The organism is Geodermatophilus sp. DF01-2 (genome assembly GCF_004571065.1).
In the GTDB taxonomy this organism is placed as follows: Bacteria; Actinomycetota; Actinomycetes; order Mycobacteriales; family Geodermatophilaceae; genus Geodermatophilus.
The window spans coordinates 15,934-33,407 of record NZ_SPQN01000050.1 but is presented as its reverse complement, the minus strand read 5'-3'; the positions used below and the strand labels follow the sequence as shown (position 1 = coordinate 33,407).

Genomic DNA, 17,474 nt, shown 5'->3' with positions numbered 1-17,474 from the left:
CCGGCCACGCCCGGGCGGCGCGCAGGCCGGCGAGCGCGGCCGCCGCCGAGTCGCCGGCCCGGCCCAGCGAGTCGACCACCGGGCCCATCACGACCGGCCCGGGGCCGAACTCGTCGCTGACCCGCTCGGCCACGGCCTCGAGGTCGACCGACCCGCCGAGGACGACGACCAGCTGGTCGGCGTGCACGCCGACCAGCACCTCGCTGCGCAGCTGCCGGGCGGCCCGCCGCGCGGCGCCGTGCGCGTCGCCCTCCGGCGGGGTGGCGCCGACCAGCACGGTCACCGGGCTCGTCGCGGCCCAGCCGAGCGCCGAGGCCCGCCCCGACAGCTCCTCGGGGCGCTCTCCGCGCACCAGAGCGTCGACGAGGAGGGCCTCCAGCCGGGCGTCCCAGGCGCCGCGGCTCTCGGCGAAGGTCGCGTACACGTGCGCGGTGGCGAAGGCCACCTCGCGGCTGAACTGCAGCACCGCCAGCCGCAGCGCGTCGGCGTCCCCGGACTCGGCGACGGTGTCGACGAAGTCGTCCATCACCTCCACCGTCACCCTGACCAGGTCGACGGTGTGCTTGAGCGGCACGACCCGCGCCAGCTCGCGCGGTGCCGCGCCGAAGACCTCGCCGGTCAGCCGCGGCGGCCGGTCGGGGCTGCGGCACCACTCGACGAGGGAGGCGATGCCGGCCTGCGCCACGAGCATCACCCAGGAGCGCTGGTCGGCGGGCATGGTGCGGAACCAGGGCAGCTCGTCGTCCATTCGCGCGACGGCGCGGGTGGCCAGCGACCCCGAGGCGCGCTCCAGCCGTCGCAGCGTGACCGGGGACGGCGGACGGCGGCTTCCCCGGTCGGACACGCTGCCAGCGTGTCACGGCCGACGCGGTCGGGGAGAGTGGAGGAATGGAGGTGCTGCGGGAGGAACGGGCCCAGACGGCGCGCCGGCACGCGCTGGCCGCCGTCGCCGTGGGGCTGGGCGTGCTGGCACTGCTCGGCGCCGGGGTGCTGGCCGGCTGGGTGCCGCAGGACCGGCTGGACGGAGCGGTCAGCCAGGCCCTCTACGCCGGCGACGACCGCTCGGCCGGCCTCGACCTGCTGCTGGAGGTGCTGACCGCTCCGGGCGCCGCCTGGTTCCGGGTGCTGGTCTCCCTCCCGGTGCTGTTCTGGTTGGGCGCCCGGCGGGCGTGGCGGACGGCGGGCTGGGTGATCACCGCCAACGTGCTCGTCGGCCCGCTGACGACCGTGCTGAAGGAGACCTTCGGACGGGTGCGCCCCGCGTTCGAGGAAGGAGGCGCGCTGTCCGACAGCCTGAGCTACCCCAGCGGACACTCCTCCGGCATCGCCACGCTGGTCACGATCGCGCTCGTCCTCTTCTGGCCGCGGTGGAGCGCCGGGCAGCGCCGGGTCGCCGTCGCGGTCGGGATCGCCCTCGTCGTCCTCGTGGGGCTGACCCGCATGTGGCTGGGCGTGCACTTCCTCTCCGACGTCGTCGGCGGCTGGGCGTTCGGCGCGGCCTGGACGCTGGCGGTCGCGCTGGCCTTCGGTGCGCTCCCCGGCGGCCGGGCCGCGCTCCCGCCCCGGCCGGAGACGTGACCGAGCTCGCGAGGTCACGCCTGGGCGGAGCACCGCGCCGGTCGCGGCGCCGACGAGCCGGGGCACCCTCGCTCCGGGGGGCAGCGGAGGTGACGTGACCGGCCCGACGTCCGTCGTCCTGCTCGAGCCGGACGACGGCTCGCTGGGGCCGCTGCTGCGGCTGGCCGACGACCACCTGGCGCCCGGCGCCGGCTACGGCCGGCACGCGCACCGGGCGGTCGACGTCGTCGCGGTGGTGCTGGCCGGCTCGCTGCGGCACGGGTGGGGCCCGGGGACGGTTGTGGCGGCGGGGGACGTCGCCGTCCTGCGGGCCGGCACCGGGCTGGAGCACGACGAGGTGGCCGGGGACGACGGGGTCCACGTGCTGCAGACCCACCTGCGCAGCGCCCGTCCCGGCGCGCCCGCCGCGCACGAGGTGCACCGCACCGCGGACGGCTGGGTGGACCTCGACCGCTCCGACGCCCGGCTCTGGACGGCGCCCGTGCCGGCCGGCGCGACCGCGACGGTGCCGCCCGGGCTGCTCGTGCTGGCCGGCCCGGACGGGACGCGGACCGAGCAGCAGGACGGCGGCCCGGTGTCCGGCCCGGCGACCGCGGTGGTGTGGCAGCTCGACGCGACCCGGCCGGCCTGGGCCTCGGAGTGAGCCCCTCCTGGTGTTGATCATCGTTCACGTGCTCGACGGGACGGCGTGTCGTCCGCGGTGCCGTGCACGCAGCCGATGACCAACTGCCGCGGGCGGCTGCAGGGGCCGTCGAGGGAGTACGCCAGAGTGGGCGGCATGCCGATCCGCGCCACCGACCTGCTGGCCGCCGCCCGTGCCGACGCCGACCGCACCGTGGACCTGCGCCGCCGGCTGCACCGGCACCCGGAGATCGGGCTGCACCTGCCGCGCACCCAGGCCACCGTGGCCGACGAGCTGGCCGCGCTGCCGGTGGAGGTGACGGCCGGTGTGTCGACCACCTCGCTGGTCGGCGTCCTCCGCGGTGCGCGCCCGGGGCCCACCTACCTGCTGCGTGCCGACATGGACGCGTTGCCGGTGCAGGAGGACACCGACCTGCCGTTCGCCTCGGAGGTGCCCGGCGCGATGCACGCCTGCGGGCACGACCTGCACATGGCGATGCTGCTCGGCGCCGCCCGGCTGCTGGCCGAGCGCCGGGACGAGATCGCCGGCCAGGTCGTGCTCATGCTGCAGCCGGGGGAGGAGGGCTACCACGGCGCGCGGTACATGCTCGAGGAGGGCCTGCTCGACGCCGTCCCGGAGTCGCCGGTGAACGGCGCGTTCGCGCTGCACGTCTTCGCCGACCAGCCGAGCGGGGTGGTCAGCGTCCGGCCCGGCCCGATGATGGCCGCGGCCGACCACTGGGAGGTCACCGTCTGCGGCCGGGGCGGGCACGCCTCGATGCCGCACGCCGCCGCCGACCCGGTGCCGGTCGCCGCGGAGATCGTGCTGGCCCTGCAGTCGATGGTCACCCGCCGCGCCCCGGTCTTCGATCCCGCGGTGGTGACGGTGGCGCAGCTGACCGCCGGCTCGACCGACAACGTCATCCCCGACACCGCGTTCCTGCAGGGCACGATCCGCACCCTGTCGCCCGAGCGGCGGGCGGACGTCGTGGCCTCGGTGCGCCGGGTGGCCACCCACGTCGCCGCGGCGCACGGGATGGAGGTCCGGTTCGTGCACCAGGAGGGCTACCCGGTCACCGCCAACGACGCGGAGGTGGCGGCGCGGGTGCGGGAGGTGGCGGCCGGCCTCGTCGGGGCGGAGCGCAGCGTGCCCGCCGCCGAGCCGCTCATGGGCGCCGAGGACTTCGCCTACGTGCTGCAGCGGGTGCCCGGCGCCATGGCCTTCCTCGGTGCCTGCCCGCCCGGGGCGGACCCGCAGGACGTGGCCGGCAACCACTCCAACCTGGTGGTGTTCGACGAGGACGTGCTGCCGACCGGCGCCGCCCTCTACGCCGCGATGGCGCTGGCGGCCCTGGACGACTGACGCCGAAGTGGGATCCACTCCACGGCTCAGGCCGGTTCGGACTCGCGGGCGGCCACCCGCCGGCTGAGCCAGCGGGCGACCGGGACGTCGGTCGAGCTGTGCACGAGCACCGAGACGGCGATGACGGCGGCGATGATCGCGAACTCCTCCTGAGCGGCCGGAGCACCGCTCTCCAGCACGAGCAGCCCGTAGACCACCGAGGCGAACCCCTTGGGGCCGAACCAGGCGGCGACCAGCCGTTGGTCCCGGGGCAGCCGGGAGCTCGCCAGCGAGGCCAGCATCGCGACCGGGCGCACGAGGACCAGCGACAGGATCGCCAGCACCCAGCCGCCCAGCGGCACGGCGCCGAGCAGGGTCGGGGTGAGCAGGCCGCCGAAGACCAGCAGGGCGAGGATCTTGGCCGCCTCGGAAAGCTGCTCGCCGAGTTCGCCGAACCCCGTCCGGACCTCGGGCAGGATCGTGGCGACCGTGACGCCGCCGACGAAGGCGGCCAGGTAGGGGTTGGCGTGCAGGAGGTCGGCGAGCCCGTACAGGACCAGCCCGACCGACAGCACGAGCAAGGCAGGTGCGTGCCGGGCGTCGAACCCCGGGAGCCGGTCGAGCCCCTTCACGGCGAAGGGCACGGCCAGGCCCAGCAGCACCCCGCCGACGAGCTCGGCCACCAGGATCCACGGTTCGGTGGACCCCTGCGGTGTCCCGCTCTGCGCCAGGAGGATCAGCACCACCGGCAGGGCCAGCCCGTCGTTGACGCCGCTCTCCACGTTGAGCAGCCGCCGCAGCTTCAGCGGAACGTCCTCGCGCTGCACGATCGCGGCGGCGAACACCGGGTCGGTGGGGGAGAGCACCGCGCCGACCAGCAGTGCCTGCACCCAGGTCAGGTCGGTGAGCAGCACGGTGAGGCCGGCGATGCCGAGGGCGGTCAGTGGCATGCCGATGAACAGCGCCCGCCCGGCCAGCCGCGCGGTCCTGCGGACGTGTCCCAGCGGCAGGTGCTGGCCGTCGGTGAACAGCACGGTCACCAGCGCGATCTCCGCGAAGACCGAGACGATCGGGTTCTCGGCCCGGACGTCCACAACACCGAAGAACCCCGGGCCCAGCAACACACCGGCGAGGAGCACCAGCAGCGACGTCGACAGCGGCGTCCGGGCGGCGAAGCCCGTGAGCAGGGTGGCCACGGCGAGCACCACGCCGAAGGTCGCCAGCAGGTCCACGGGGCGCGGCTACCCCCGCGACCGCGCCTCGCACCGAGGCGGACCGCCCGGTAACGCGATCGTCATCCGGTGCCCCTGGCGTTCGCGGGCGGAGTCGCTGGGTGACGGATTCCGTCACCCAGCGACTCCGCTTCGCAGGTCAGGCGCCGGGCTGCTGCTCCGGGTCGGTGGTGGTGTCCTCCGGCGCGGCCTGCACGTCGCGCACCTGGTACTTCTCCACCGCCTGCCGGACGACGTCGCGGTCGACCTCGCCGCGCTGGGCGAGCGAGGCGAGCACCCGGACGACGATCGACTCGGCGTCCACGTGGAAGTACCGCCGCAGCGCCGGGCGGGTGTCGGAGAGGCCGAACCCGTCGGTGCCCAGCGTCGCCATCCCGCCGGGGACGTGGGGCGCGATGAGGTCGGGCACCGCGCGCATCCAGTCCGACACCGCCACCACCGGGCCGGGAGCCTCCTGCAGCCGCTGGGTCACGTACGGCGTCTGCGGCTCCTCCTCCGGGTGCAGCAGGTTGTGCTCCTCAGCCGCGTCGGCCTGCCGGCGCAGCTCGGTCCACGACGTCACAGACCACACGTCCGCCGACACCCCCCAGTCGTCCGCGAGCAGCTGCTGCGCACGCAGCGCCCACGGCACCGCGACGCCGGAGGCCAGCACCTGCGCCCTGGGGCCGTCGCCCTGCCCCTCGGCGTAGCGGTACATGCCTGCCAGCACGCCCTGGACGTCGAGGCCCTCGGGCTCGGCCGGCTGGTTGAACGGCTCGTTGTAGACGGTCAGGTAGTACATGACGTCCGCCGAGCGGTGGCCGCCGAGGGGCGCGCCCGGGTCGTCGCCGTACATGCGGCCCAGGGCGTCCTTCGTGATGTGGCCGAGCTCGAAGGCGAACGCCGGGTCGTACGTGACGACGGCGGGGTTGGTGTGCGCCAGCAGGATCGAGTGACCGTCCTCGTGCTGCAGTCCCTCGCCGTTGAGCGTCGTCCGCCCGGCGGTGGCGCCGAGCAGGAAGCCGCGCGTCATCTGGTCGCCCGCCGCCCAGAAGGCGTCGCCGGTCCGCTGGAACCCGAACATCGAGTAGAAGATGTAGATCGGGATCATCGGCTCGCCGTGCGTGGCGTAGGAGCTCCCGACGGCGGTGAACGACGCCGCGGCGCCCGCCTCGCTGATCCCCTCGTGCAGGATCTGCCCCTGCTCGGACTCCTTGTAGGCCAGCATCAGCTCGCGGTCGACCGACGTGTAGCGCTGTCCGTGCGGGGAGTAGATCTTCTGCGTCGGGAACAGCGAGTCCATCCCGAACGTGCGGGCCTCGTCGGGGATGATCGGCACGAACCGCGGGCCTAGCTCCTTGTCCTTGAGCAACTCCTTGAGCAGGCGGACGAATGCCATCGTCGTGGCGACCTCCTGCTTGCCCGAACCGCGCCGCAGGACGTCGAGGGCCTTGTCCTCCGGCGCCTTCAGCGTCTTGAACTCCGCCCGCCGCCGCGGCACCGCGCCGCCGAGGGCCCGTCGCCGCTCGAGCATGTACTGCATCTCGTCGGAGTCGGGATCGGGCTTGTAGTAGGGCGGCAGCGTCTTGTCGAGGGCCTCGTCCGGGATCGGCAGGTAGAGCCGGTCGCGGAAGTTGGCCAGGTCCTCGGCGGTCAGCTTCTTCATCTGGTGCGTCGAGTTGCGGCCCTCGAAGTGGCTGCCCAGCGTCCAGCCCTTGATGGTCTTGGCGAGGATGACCGTGGGCTGGCCCTTGTGCTCCACCGCCGCCTTGAACGCCGCGTAGACCTTGCGGTAGTCGTGCCCGCCGCGGGAGAGGTTCCAGACCTCCTGGTCGCTCATCTGCTCGACCATCTTGCGGGTGCGCGGATCCCGGCCGAAGAAGTGCTCGCGGACGTAGGCGCCATCCTCGGCCTTGTAGGTCTGGTAGTCGCCGTCGGGCGTGGTGTTCATGAGGTTGACCAGTGCGCCGTCGCGGTCGGCCGCCAGCAGCGGGTCCCACTCCCGGCCCCAGATCACCTTGACGACGTTCCAGCCGGCGCCGCGGAAGAACGACTCTAACTCCTGGATGATCTTGCCGTTGCCGCGCACCGGGCCGTCGAGGCGCTGCAGGTTGCAGTTGACGACGAAGGTGAGGTTGTCCAGCTCCTCGCGGGCGGCCAGGCCGATCAGCCCCATCGACTCGGGCTCGTCCATCTCGCCGTCGCCGAGGAAGGCCCACACGTGCTGGTCGGAGGTGTCCTTGATGCCGCGGTTGTGCAGGTAGCGGTTGAACCGTGCCTGGTAGATCGCACTGATCGGGCCCAGGCCCATCGAGACGGTGGGGAACTCCCAGAACTCCGGCATCAACCGCGGGTGCGGGTAGGACGACAGCCCGCCGCCGGGGTGGCTGACCTCCTGGCGGAAGCCGTCGAGCTGCTGCTCGGTCAGCCGGCCCTCGAGGAAGGCGCGGGCGTAGATGCCGGGGGAGGCGTGCCCCTGGAACCAGATCTGGTCGCCGCCGCCGGGGTGGTCCTTGCCGCGGAAGAAGTGGTTGAAGCCGACCTCGTACAGCGAGGCGGACGACGCGTAGGAGGAGATGTGCCCGCCGACGGCGATGCCGGGTCGCTGTGCGCGGTGCACCATGATCGCGGCGTTCCACCGGATGTAGGCGCGGATGCGGCGCTCGACGTGCTCGTCGCCCGGGAACCAGGGCTCGCGCTCCGGCGGGATGGTGTTGATGTAGTCGGTGCTGCGCAGGGCGGGCACGCCCACCTGCTGCTGGCGGCTGCGCTCCAGCATGCGGAGCATGAGGTAGCGGGCGCGGCCGCGACCGGCGTGGTCGACGACGGCGTCCAGCGACTCCAGCCATTCCTGGGTCTCGTCGGGGTCGGTGTCGACCAGTTGGCTGGGGAGCCCGTCGGTGATGACCGCGCGGGTCTGGCCGGCATCGCGGGCGGGGTCGCCGCCCGACTGCTGCGGAGCGCTCATGCGTCCATCGTCCCCCGCGAGCCGGTTCCGAGTCACGTGCGGCGCCCACCTGTCGGGACGACGGATCACCACCCGTCGCCTTCGAGCGCTTGCACCTGACCAGGCATGCCCTACGCTTCCGCCAACGCCGGCCGTGGCCTCGAGCACCCGAGGTGGGGAGGACCGGTGCGGACGGGAAGGGGTGGCATGACCACGGTGCGGGGGCGGTCTCCCGCTGGTCGTGTCCGCCTCCGTGGCCGTCCGCCGCGCCCTGCGCACCCGCCCGTGCGTCCGGCCCCCACGACACCCCACCGGTGCGGGCATGCCCGTGCCCTCCGGTCAGCAGCTTCGGAACCCATGGAGGAACAGCAGGGATGAGCGTCGACTCGGGCAGCGCCAGCATGGCGGCCCGGCTGGGCATGAAGCCGGGCATGGTCGTGCAGGAGCTCGGCTGGGACGAGGACGCCGACGAGGACCTGCGGGACTCCATCGTCGAGGTCACCGGCAGCGAGATGGTCGACGAGGACACCGACGAGGTGGCCGACGTCGTCGTCCTGTGGTGGCGGGAGGACGACGGCGACCTGTTCGACGCGCTGACCGACGCGATCACCTCCCTGGCCGACGACGGCGTCGTGTGGCTGCTGGTGCCCAAGTCCGGCCGGCCGGGGCACGTCGAGCCCGGTGACGTCACCGAGGTCGCACCCACCGCCGGGCTGTCGCAGACCAGCAGCATCTCCGCGGCCAAGGATTGGTCGGGCATCCGCCTGGTCACCCCCAAGGCGGCGCGCAGCCGTCGCTGAGCAAGGACCCCTTCGCCCCCCACGCCTCGTAGAAGGACCCCGTCCTCCCCACCCTTCGCAGGCTGTAATGGAAATCGGCGATTCCCATCGTTCGAGGCGGCCCGCAGGGGCCATGGATCCTGTGAGGAGAATCCACCGGGGGATCCTGTGAGGAGAATCCACCGGGTTTCTCATCCGTCGAGGCGGCCTGGAACAGGCCATGGATTCTCAGGGCGGGACCCGAGACGGGGCCGGCGGGCCCCTGAGGGGTGGCCGTTCCAGCACTCACCGGCCGTGCGGCACGATCGGGTGCATGAGTCTCTCCGTCGGTGACGTCGCACCCGAGTTCAGCCTCCCGGACCAGGACAGGCAGATGGTCTCCCTGGCCGACCTGCGCGGGACGCCGGTCCTGCTGGTCTTCTACCCGTTCGCCTTCTCCGGGATCTGCACCGGTGAGCTGTGCCAGCTGCGCGACGAGCTGGCCACCTACACCGACGCCGGCGTCCGGGTGCTGGCCATCAGCACCGACCCGGTCTTCACGCTCAAGGCGTGGAAGGAGCAGCAGGGCTTCGACTTCGCGTTGCTGAGCGACTTCTGGCCGCACGGCGCCACGGCCCAGGCCTACGGGGTCTTCAACGACAAGGCCGGCATGGCGCTGCGTGGGACCTTCCTCGTCGACGCCGAGGGCGCCATCGCCTTCGCCGAGGTCAACGGCCCCGGCGACGCCCGCGAGCAGTCCGGTTGGAAGGGCGCGGTCGCCAGGCTGGCTGCCTGACAGAGAACCCCCTGCCTCCCGCTACTCGTAGAAGGACCCTCGCCCCGAGCCTCTCGCAGGCTCGCGGCGAGGGCCGGGGACCCTGCAGGGGGCCTCGTCCTCCCCACCCTTCGCCCGCTCAGGGCAAGGCCCTGGACGGGGCCACATACCCTGGGCGCGCGGGGCGCGTAGCTCAGCGGGAGAGCTCTCGCCTTACAAGCGAGCGGTCGCCGGTTCGATCCCGGCCGCGCCCACCCCTCCGCGCCGGACGGCTACCGTCCCGCGCAGGCCGCCCCATCCCGGTGAGCGCGCTCAGGCCGCGGCGACCGCGTCCGTCGCGGAAGAGGGGACGTCGGGCCGCGGGAACATCGGACGCAGGTAGATCGGCGACTTGAACGGCTTCCAGGTGCCCTCGGGCTGAGCGAGCCGGTCGGCCAGCGCGTAGAGCGCCGCAGGATGGTGGCCCAGGCCCAGGTGGCTGGCATGCACGGCGATGTTCTCGCACTGCTTCCCGGGGGTGTCCAGGCAGGTCTGCCAGTGCACGATCCCGTCGAGGCGCGAGTAGATGGACGTCGAGGGCACCGGCAACGAGCAGCCGTCGGGCTCCAGCGGCAGCGTGCGGTGCTCGACGTGCAGGTGCGAGTACCGGTCGAAGACCTTGGATGCGCGGCTCTGGCTGTGCCGCACCAGGCGGAACGGGCTGCCGAGGGTGACCACCTGCCGTACCGAATCCGGGGTTCGGCGGGCCAGGTCACGGGCGAAGATGCCGCCCAGGCTCCAGCCGACCAGCGAGATGGGCTGGCCGTACCGGTCGCTGAGGTCGTCGATCCGTGCGCGCATGCCCTCGACGCACTGGGCGGTGGGGCCGATGTTGCGGCCCAGCCGCCAGCCGTGCACCCGGTAGCCCAGCCGGCGCAGGACCGCGCGCAGCGTCCGGGTCGAGGTGTCGCTGGCCAGCAGACCCGGCAGCACGAGGACCGGGTGCCCGTCGCCCGGCGGCAGGCGCAGCATCAACGGCCGCGCCGCCAGGAAGAGGCCGAAGTCGGCCGCGCCACGCGCGGGCTCTGTCACGTACAGGGGGAAAGCGGGTCCGTCTCCCCGGTGTCGCTCACCCAGCGGTCCTGCCACGTCGCCCTCCTCGCCTACCGGCCGTCCTCGGCCGTTCCTGTCCGGTACCACTGTGCGACGGCGGTCACACCTGGCCGGTGCGGCGCGCTGACGGCACCCACCCCATTGTGCCCCTGGTCACAGCCATCCCACGGGCACCAGGACACGGCTGCCCGTCGCCTGGCGGGCCGCGCGTTCGCGGGGCAGCGTGGGTTCCGTGGGAACCGACGACACCGAGCTGCCGGGACGCAGCCGAACCGTGGACCTCGACGGTCCGGTGCACTACGTCGACTTCGGCGGCAACGACGACGGCCCGACCCTCGTGCTGGTGCACGGACTCGGCGGCTCGCACCTCAACTGGGCCCTGTTCGCGCCCCTCCTGACGCCGCACGCCCGGGTCTACGCCGTCGACCTGCCCGGCTTCGGGCTCAGTGAACCGGGCGCGCGGCTGGCCAGGGTGCGCGACAACGTCGCCGTCCTCGACCGGTTCGTCCGGACGGTGGTCGGCGGCCCGGTGGTGCTCGTGGGCAACTCGATGGGCGGGATGATCTCCATCCTCGAGGCGGCCCGTTCCCCGGCCAAGGTCAGCGGCCTGGTCCTCGTCGACCCGGCGGTCCCCGGCCCGCGTGGCCGCCCCGACGCGCGCGTGGCGGCCGGCTTCGCGCTCTACGCCCTGCCCGGGATGGGGGAGCGCTACCTCGCCGCCCGGCGCCGCAGGCAGGGCGCACGGACGACGGTGCGGGAGATGCTGCAACTCTGCGGTGTGGACCCGGACGCCGTCCCACCTCGGCTCATCGACCGCTCGGTGGAGCTGGTCGACCAGCGACAGGACGTCGCCGGCATGGACCGCGCCTTCCTCACCGCGGCCCGGTCGCTGCTCCTGTTGCTGGCCGACCCGCGGCTGATCCGCCGGGCGATGGCCGGCATCGAGGTACCGGTGCTGCTCGTCCACGGCGACCGGGACCGGCTCGTGCCGGTGTCCGCCGCCCGGGATGCCGCACGGCGGCACCCCCGCTGGGAGTACGTGGAGATGGCCGGGGTCGGGCACGTGCCGCAACTGGAGGTACCCGGACAACTGGCCAAGCACGTCCTCGAGTGGCTGCCCTCGGTCGTCCCGACGCCGTGAGGCCCCCTCCACGGCACCCGGCCCGGTCCCGGGTCCCGCCGGCCCCCTGCAGGGTCCCGCCGCGAGCCTGCGAGTGGCGGGGGGCAGGGGGTCCTTCTACTTCTTCAGCGGAGGGTGGCGCGCAGCGCCTCCAGCCCGGTGTAGCGGGGCCGCCAGCCGAGCAGTTCCTTGGCCCGCGACGTGTCCATGATCGAGGGCCGACTGACCGCCTCCACCCACTCGGCGACCGGTGGCAGGAAGGGCAGGCGCGACACCGCACGGGCGGTCAGCTGGGTCGGGGCGGCGGGCACCGGGATCGGGATCGCGCCGAACTCCCGCGCGACATCGGCGCCGGTCAGCACGCCGTCGCCGGCGATGTTGTAGGCGCCGGGCGGGCCGGCGGCCACCACGCACAGCTGCAGCGCGCTGCCGACGTCCTCCTCGTGGATGAACTGCACCGGCAGCTCCGGGGCCAGGAGGGGCAGCGGGACCGGGAGCCGGCGCGGCCGGCTGAACAGGGCGCGGCCCAGCGGGGCGAGAGGGCCGGGCAGCACGTCCTTGGCGCCGACGGCGTTCGGCCCGAGCACCACCGGAGGGCGCAGCAGGTACAGCGCGAGGTCGGGGTGTGCCGCCGCCTCGCCGTCGAGGAGCTGCTCGAGCTCGGCCTTCTCCTGGGCGTAGAACAGCCGGGCGGCCGGCCGCACCGGCCAGTCCTCGGGGATCCGCTCGGGGTTGTCCGGGTGCCATCCGTAGGCGGCGACCGAGGAGGCGTACACGAAGCGGCGGGCGCCGGCGGCCGCGGCGGCCCGGAAGACGTTGACCGTGCCGTCGACGTTGATCGCCCGGGTCGTCTCCCGCGAGGCGTTGCCGGTGATGAGGAACGCCAGGTGGACGACGACGTCGGCGCCGGCGAACGCCTCGCGCAGCGCCTCCGGATCACGGACGTCGCCGCGGCGGTACGTCATCTTCGTCCAGCCCCGCTCGGCCGGGTCGAACGGGCGCCGGGCGATCCCGACGATCCGCTCCACCCGGTCGTCGGCCTGCAGGAGGGGCACCAGCCCGGCGCCGAAGGTGCCGGTCGGTCCGGTGACGGCGACGGTCAGGTCGGTCTCGGGGGCTGGCATCCGTTCACTCTCCCAACTCGCTGGCCCCGTCCCGGTCCCCGGTCCCGTCCAGAGGCTCGCCGCGAGCCCTGACGGCCCCTTTGCAGGGGCCCGCCGCGAGCCTGCGAGGGGCGGGGGGCAAAGGGGTCCTTCAGGAGGAGGACGGGGCCCTTCCTGGGGTCCTTCTTCAGGTCGCGGCGCTGGCGGGGGTGGCCGCCTGCGCGGCCTCGACCAACTCGTTGACCCCGGTGCAGATGCCCCGGGACAGCACGTCGACGTCGGGGAAGGCGTCGAAGTCGGCGTTGATCCCGAAGGTCATCGTGCTCAGGTAGGAGAAGATCCCGATCGTCACGCGGGTGCCGCCGGCGATCGGCACGTACGGGTGCGCCGAGCACATCCGGCGGCCCAGCACGTAGAGCGGCACCCGCGGGCCCGGCACGTTGGTGGTCACCGCCTGGCACCACATCTGCCCGGCCGCCATCGAGGCGCGAACGCCCAGGGCGAGCAGCGTGGGCGCCACGAAGTCGCCCATCGCGATGATGGAGCGGGCGTCGACGGTCTGCATCAACTTCTTGTAGTCGTCCATCTGGCGACGGATCCTGGCGAACCGTTCGACCGGGTCGGGCTCGGCGACGGGCAGGTCCACGAAGACCGCCGACACCTGGTTGTTGAGCTGCCCGCGCTGGTTCTCCTGCCGGACCGACACCGGCACCATCGAGCGGACCACCAGGCCGTCGCTCAGCGCCCCGCGCCGCTCGAGCAGGTCGCGGAAGCCGCGGGTGATGGCGGTGAGGACGACGTCGTTGACCGTGCCGCCGAGCGCCGTCCGGACGCTCTTGAGCTCCTCCAGTTCCGCGTCGGTCCAGGCCCACCGTCGGTGGGGGCCGATCGGTCCGTTGAGCGAGCGGGCCGTCGGGGTGGCCAGTTGGCGGGCCATCGACGGGACGTTCGCGGCCAGCGACCTCCCGGCCGTCACCGCGCTGCGGGCCACCTGCCGCACCCCGCCGGCGCCGGGCAGCCGGGTCAGCTCGCGCAGCGGGTGGGTGACGGCGTCCTGCACCGCGCCGGCGACGACCTCGAGGGACGACGGGTTGCGCTGCGGCGTCCAGTCCTGCGGCTCGGCGTGGGTGGCGTCCGGAGTCAGGTCGAACAGCATCTGCATGAGGTCGGTGCCGGCGATGCCGTCGACCATGCAGTGGTGGACCTTCGAGATCAGCGCCCAGCGGTCGTTCTCCAGGCCCTCGACCAGCCACAGCTCCCACAGCGGCTTGGCCAGGTCCAGCCGCTGGCCCAGCACCCGGCCGGCCAGGTTGCGCAGCTGTTCCTCAGCGCCCGGGCTGGGCACCGCGGTGTGCCGCACGTGGTACAGGATCTGGAAGTGCGGGTCGTCGACCCACAGCGGCAGGCCCAGGTCCATCGGCACCCGCCGGACCCGCTGTCGGTAGCGGGGGACCAGCGGCAGCTTGCTCAGCAGCAGCCGTACGACGTCGCCGTAGGACGGAGCGGGTTCCTCGAAGACCGCCACCGACCCCACGTGCAGCGGCGTGTTCTCGCTCTCCGCGTAGTAGAAACCTGCGTCGGTCGAGCTCATGCGATCCACGGTCAGCTCCTTCCACACGCCCGCCTGGCCACGGCGGGTCGTCGTCCCGGCCCGGCTCGGGGGTTTCCGGAACGCCGTCGCCCCCTCCCGGCGGCCCCTAGCCGACCACGTGGCGCCGGTCACGTCCACCGGAGAGTCGGTTCCGTCCTCGGGAGGGTCACCCGGCCCGCCGCTGATCCCGCGCGCCGGCCTCCACCCGGTCCAGCAGCCGCAGGAAGGCCGCGTCGACGGCCGCGCTGCGGGTCAGGTTGACGCTGTGGCCGGCGCCCTCCACCACGACCAGCTCGGCCGACCCGCCGATCCCCTCGGCCAGCCACCGGCCGTGGGCCAGCGGGGTGAGCTGGTCGTGCGTGGCGGCGACGACGGTGACCGGTACCCGGCCGAGCACCGGCAGCGCCGCGGACTCGTCGTGCTCGAGGAAGGTCGCGTAGAAGGCCATCGTGACCGGCAGTGGCGTCTCCTCGAGCAGGTCCTGCACCTCGCGCACGGAGGCGGGGTCGGCGTCGTCCCGGCCGAACAGGTAGCGGCGGATGTACCAGCGCCCGATCCGGGTGCCCCGGCGCCGGTGCCGCTCCAGGAACGGCGCGAGCGCCTGCAGCAGCCACAGGTACAACGACAGCAGCCCCAGCCGGCGCAGCACCCGGACGGCGAGGCCGGCCATCCCGGTGCGCACCAGCCCGCGGGCGGAGGTGGCCAGCAGGAAGACGCCGACGACCCGGCTGCCGAACAGCTCGGGACGCTGCCGGGCCAGGGCCATGACGCTCATCCCGCCCATCGAGTGGCCGGCGAGCACGACCGGGCCCTCGGGGACCACGGCGTCGAGCACCTGCCCGAGGTCGCGGCCGGTGCGGTCGATCGTCGCCCGGGTCAACCGGGTCCAGCCGGACCGGCCGTGGCCGCGCTGGTCCCACAGCACCAGGCGGGCGCGGTCGCGCAACGCGTCCCGCTGCCGGTCCCACTCGCCCACCCGGGCGGTGAACCCGTGGCTGAGGACGACGGTGACCGGTGCGTCCGACCTGCCGTCCACCTCGACGTGCAGGTCCACGCCGTCGTCGGTGCGGACGGTGGTCGGCGGCTGGTCCTGCGGTGCGGGGTCCATCCCGCCATCCCAGGTCAGCGCCGCGGACCCGGCAAGCGGACGGCTACTCGTCGGCGACCGCGGTGCCGGGACGGCGTCCGGGGGCGGCGTCGCGGACCAGCCGGCGGGCGGTGTCCACCTCGCGGGCGACCGGGGCGAGGACCCCCTCGGCGTGGATCTCGGCGTCGTCCGGCGGTCGGTGCGCGCGGATGTCGTCCTCCAGCTCGCGGATGGCCCGGCGGAGGACGGCGACCTGGGCGAGGTCCGGCGCCGGCGCCCCGTGGCGGGTGGCGATGACGGCCTCGGTGACCGCGTCCGACGTCCGTTCCAGCTGGACGATGACCGGCCAGAACGCGGCGGCGCGGGTGCTGACCGGTGGCGGTTCGGCCAGCCGGCGCTGCAGCTGGGTGTGCAGCTCGGTCAGCGCCCGGTAGCTGCGCCGCCGGGCCCGCCGCTGCTCGGTCGGGCTGCCGGTGAAGGCCGCCTCGACGAACTCGTCGAGGGCGTGCGCGGCGTCGCGGAGGGCCTCGTCCAGCGGCGCCCGCCAGGTCTGGGGCCACAGCAGGTAGCCGAAGACGAGCACGATCGCGCAGCCGATGAGGGTGTCCAGCAGGCGGGCGCCGACCACCCCCGGCCCGCTGGGCAGGGCGAGGTCGAGCAGCAGGATGATCACCGGCGTCTGGAAGACCGAGAACAGGCCGAAGTTGGCCGCGCGCCCCCACGGCAGCAGCGCCGCGGCGGCGGCCATCGCGACGAGCACCCACGCGTTGCGCGGCAGCACCAGGAGCAGCAGGGAGCCGAGGAGGACGCCGACGAGCGTGCCGGCGCCGCGCTGCACCGCGCGGGTGAAGACCGACCCGAAGTCGGGCTTGAGCACGATCGCGACGGTGAGCAGCACCCAGTAGGGCCGCTCAATCGGCAGGTACTGGCGGGCGACCTCGGCGATGGTCATGCACAGGGCCAGGCGGACGGCGAAGGCGCGGGTGTCGGCGCTGCCCAGCGTGCGGTCGGCCAGCTCGCGCAGCCGTGCCCGCCGGTCCGGCCGCGGCTGTGCTACGGCGGCGTCGGCCCGCTCCTGGGGGTCGCCGACGACGTTCCACGCCAGCCGGAGCCCGTGCCGCACCGCCCGCCGGGTGGGCTCGCCCTGCTCGAGGTGTGGTGGACGCTCCGCGGGCAGCTTGCTCGTGCCGGCGACCGCGGCGGCCAGCGCGTGGACGGCGCCGACGTCCTGCGGGTCGGCGGGCACCCCGGCGCGGGCGGTGGCGACCGTCCCCTCGACCAGCGGCGCCGTCGCGTTGAGCACCCCGGCCAGCTCGGCGAGCTCGCGGCTGCGGCCGGCCAGGCGGCTGCGCGAGCGGATGACCCGGTCGTAGGCGTCGTTGAGCGCGGTGGTCAGCCGGCGGCGCGCCTCCTCGGCCTCCGGCGTCCCGGCTGCGGCCAGGAGTTCGCCGATGCGGGCGAAGACGGTGGCGACCGCCGTCCGGTCCGGATCGCTGGGCTCGGTGGCGTACTGCACGAGCGTGGTGAGGGTCGCCCACGCCGCGCCGGCGACGAACCAGCCGACCTCGGCGGCGGGGGGAAGCGGGGTGACCAGCCCCGAGGCGAGGGCGGTGTACACCAGCAGCTGGAGGGCCCCGAGGGACAGCGCCGCGTTGACCGCGCTGACGAACGCCGCCAGCGCGGCGGCGGTCGCGACGACGAGCACCGGCAGCCAGCCGCCGCCGGAGGCGAACTGGCCGACGACCAGCCCGATGCCGCCGAAGACCGTCGCCGCGGCGGTGCGCCGCAGCCGGTCGCGCAGCGGGCCGTCCTGCGGGGCGAGGCTGCCGGCGAGCGCGCCGGTGGTCGCGAAGACGCCCGCGCCGAGCACCGGGCCGGGGTCGATGCCGCCCTGGACGGCGACCGCCACGGCCAGCGGCGCGGGCACGGCCACGGCGAAGCGGACGACGTCCCGCCAGGGCGCCGGGGGCGGCGTCGTGCGCACCAGCTCCTCGAGCCAGGCCGGTGCACGCAACCCCCGCTCCGCCACGGTCCCCGAGCTTTCCATCCCGCTCGGCCGGTCCGTCGGCATCCGAGGCGCTCGGTGATCGCCGTCCTCACCGTGCGGTCGCCGACCTCGCGCTCTGCGGTGAGTACGGCGACCGTCCGGTGAGGTCCGCGCGGGCCGGCCGCCGGGCAGGCTGCTCCCGGCACGGCCGCCGCGTCGCCGTGGCCCGTCCCGTGCACCCCCGACCCGGCGAGATCGACGA

General features: G+C 74.2%; 14 protein-coding genes and 1 tRNA gene. 7 read left to right on the top strand and 8 right to left on the bottom strand.

All coding sequences use genetic code 11. From position 1 onward, the window contains the following. A partial coding sequence (locus E4P41_RS13860) for a PucR family transcriptional regulator (RefSeq protein ID WP_135141831.1) occupies positions 1 to 844 on the bottom strand: 844 nt, incomplete at its 3' end. A 44-nt stretch (positions 845 to 888) separates the two neighbouring features. Between E4P41_RS13860 and E4P41_RS13855 the strand changes: the two genes are divergently transcribed. The 3 genes from E4P41_RS13855 to E4P41_RS13845 all read left to right on the top strand — a co-directional run bounded on the left by E4P41_RS13855 (position 889) and on the right by E4P41_RS13845 (position 3,562). Further along, a complete protein-coding gene (locus tag E4P41_RS13855) occupies positions 889 to 1,578 on the top strand; it encodes a phosphatase PAP2 family protein (protein WP_135141830.1) in 690 nt (229 codons plus the stop codon). 94 nt (positions 1,579 to 1,672) lie between these two features. After that, positions 1,673 to 2,221: a pirin family protein gene (locus E4P41_RS13850; RefSeq protein WP_135141829.1), complete on the top strand. Its 549-nt coding sequence runs from the start codon at positions 1,673 to 1,675 to the stop codon at positions 2,219 to 2,221. A gap of 135 nt (positions 2,222 to 2,356) precedes the next feature. Further along, positions 2,357 to 3,562: a M20 family metallopeptidase gene (locus E4P41_RS13845; protein ID WP_135141828.1), complete on the top strand. Its 1,206-nt coding sequence runs from the start codon at positions 2,357 to 2,359 to the stop codon at positions 3,560 to 3,562. A 26-nt stretch (positions 3,563 to 3,588) separates the two neighbouring features. Here the strand turns inward: E4P41_RS13845 and E4P41_RS13840 are convergent, their stop codons facing one another. Both E4P41_RS13840 and aceE read right to left on the bottom strand, forming a co-directional pair. Next, entirely contained in the window at positions 3,589 to 4,773 is a 1,185-nt protein-coding gene (locus E4P41_RS13840; protein WP_135141827.1) for a cation:proton antiporter, read from the bottom strand. 139 nt (positions 4,774 to 4,912) lie between these two features. Then, the gene (gene aceE / locus E4P41_RS13835; protein ID WP_135141826.1) at positions 4,913 to 7,720 is read right to left on the bottom strand and encodes a pyruvate dehydrogenase (acetyl-transferring), homodimeric type; all 2,808 of its coding nucleotides are present in this window, start codon (positions 7,718 to 7,720) and stop codon (positions 4,913 to 4,915) included. 353 nt (positions 7,721 to 8,073) lie between these two features. Here aceE and E4P41_RS13830 point away from each other — a divergent pair, with 353 nt between their 5' ends. The 3 genes from E4P41_RS13830 to E4P41_RS13820 all read left to right on the top strand — a co-directional run bounded on the left by E4P41_RS13830 (position 8,074) and on the right by E4P41_RS13820 (position 9,486). Beyond that, a complete protein-coding gene (locus E4P41_RS13830; protein WP_135141825.1) occupies positions 8,074 to 8,499 on the top strand; it encodes a DUF3052 domain-containing protein in 426 nt (141 codons plus the stop codon). Between the two features lie 292 nt (positions 8,500 to 8,791). Next, a complete protein-coding gene (locus E4P41_RS13825; RefSeq protein ID WP_135141824.1) occupies positions 8,792 to 9,253 on the top strand; it encodes a peroxiredoxin in 462 nt (153 codons plus the stop codon). A 161-nt stretch (positions 9,254 to 9,414) separates the two neighbouring features. Continuing rightward, positions 9,415 to 9,486: transfer RNA gene (locus E4P41_RS13820), tRNA-Val, on the top strand. A gap of 58 nt (positions 9,487 to 9,544) precedes the next feature. Here the strand turns inward: E4P41_RS13820 and E4P41_RS13815 are convergent. Next, positions 9,545 to 10,303, bottom strand: a complete 759-nt coding sequence (locus E4P41_RS13815) for an alpha/beta hydrolase (RefSeq protein WP_245177340.1) — start codon at positions 10,301 to 10,303, stop codon at positions 9,545 to 9,547. A 253-nt stretch (positions 10,304 to 10,556) separates the two neighbouring features. Here E4P41_RS13815 and E4P41_RS13810 point away from each other — a divergent pair, with 253 nt between their 5' ends. Next, positions 10,557 to 11,465 carry an alpha/beta hydrolase gene (locus E4P41_RS13810; RefSeq protein ID WP_245177339.1) on the top strand — a complete coding sequence of 303 codons (909 nt, stop codon included), beginning with the start codon at positions 10,557 to 10,559 and terminating at the stop codon, positions 11,463 to 11,465. 104 nt (positions 11,466 to 11,569) lie between these two features. Here E4P41_RS13810 and E4P41_RS13805 read toward each other — a convergent pair whose 3' ends face one another. The 4 genes from E4P41_RS13805 to E4P41_RS13790 form a co-directional block, all read right to left on the bottom strand. After that, positions 11,570 to 12,568, bottom strand: coding sequence for an NAD-dependent epimerase/dehydratase family protein (locus E4P41_RS13805; RefSeq protein ID WP_135141823.1), 999 nt, complete (start codon positions 12,566 to 12,568; stop codon positions 11,570 to 11,572). Between the two features lie 166 nt (positions 12,569 to 12,734). Next, positions 12,735 to 14,138: a wax ester/triacylglycerol synthase family O-acyltransferase gene (locus E4P41_RS13800; protein WP_245177338.1), complete on the bottom strand. Its 1,404-nt coding sequence runs from the start codon at positions 14,136 to 14,138 to the stop codon at positions 12,735 to 12,737. Positions 14,139 to 14,304: 166 nt separating this feature from the next. Beyond that, a complete protein-coding gene (locus E4P41_RS13795; RefSeq protein ID WP_135141821.1) occupies positions 14,305 to 15,246 on the bottom strand; it encodes an alpha/beta hydrolase in 942 nt (313 codons plus the stop codon). A gap of 43 nt (positions 15,247 to 15,289) precedes the next feature. Further along, entirely contained in the window at positions 15,290 to 17,239 is a 1,950-nt protein-coding gene (locus tag E4P41_RS13790) for an FUSC family protein (protein WP_245177337.1), read from the bottom strand. Positions 17,240 to 17,474: the final 235 nt, after the last annotated feature.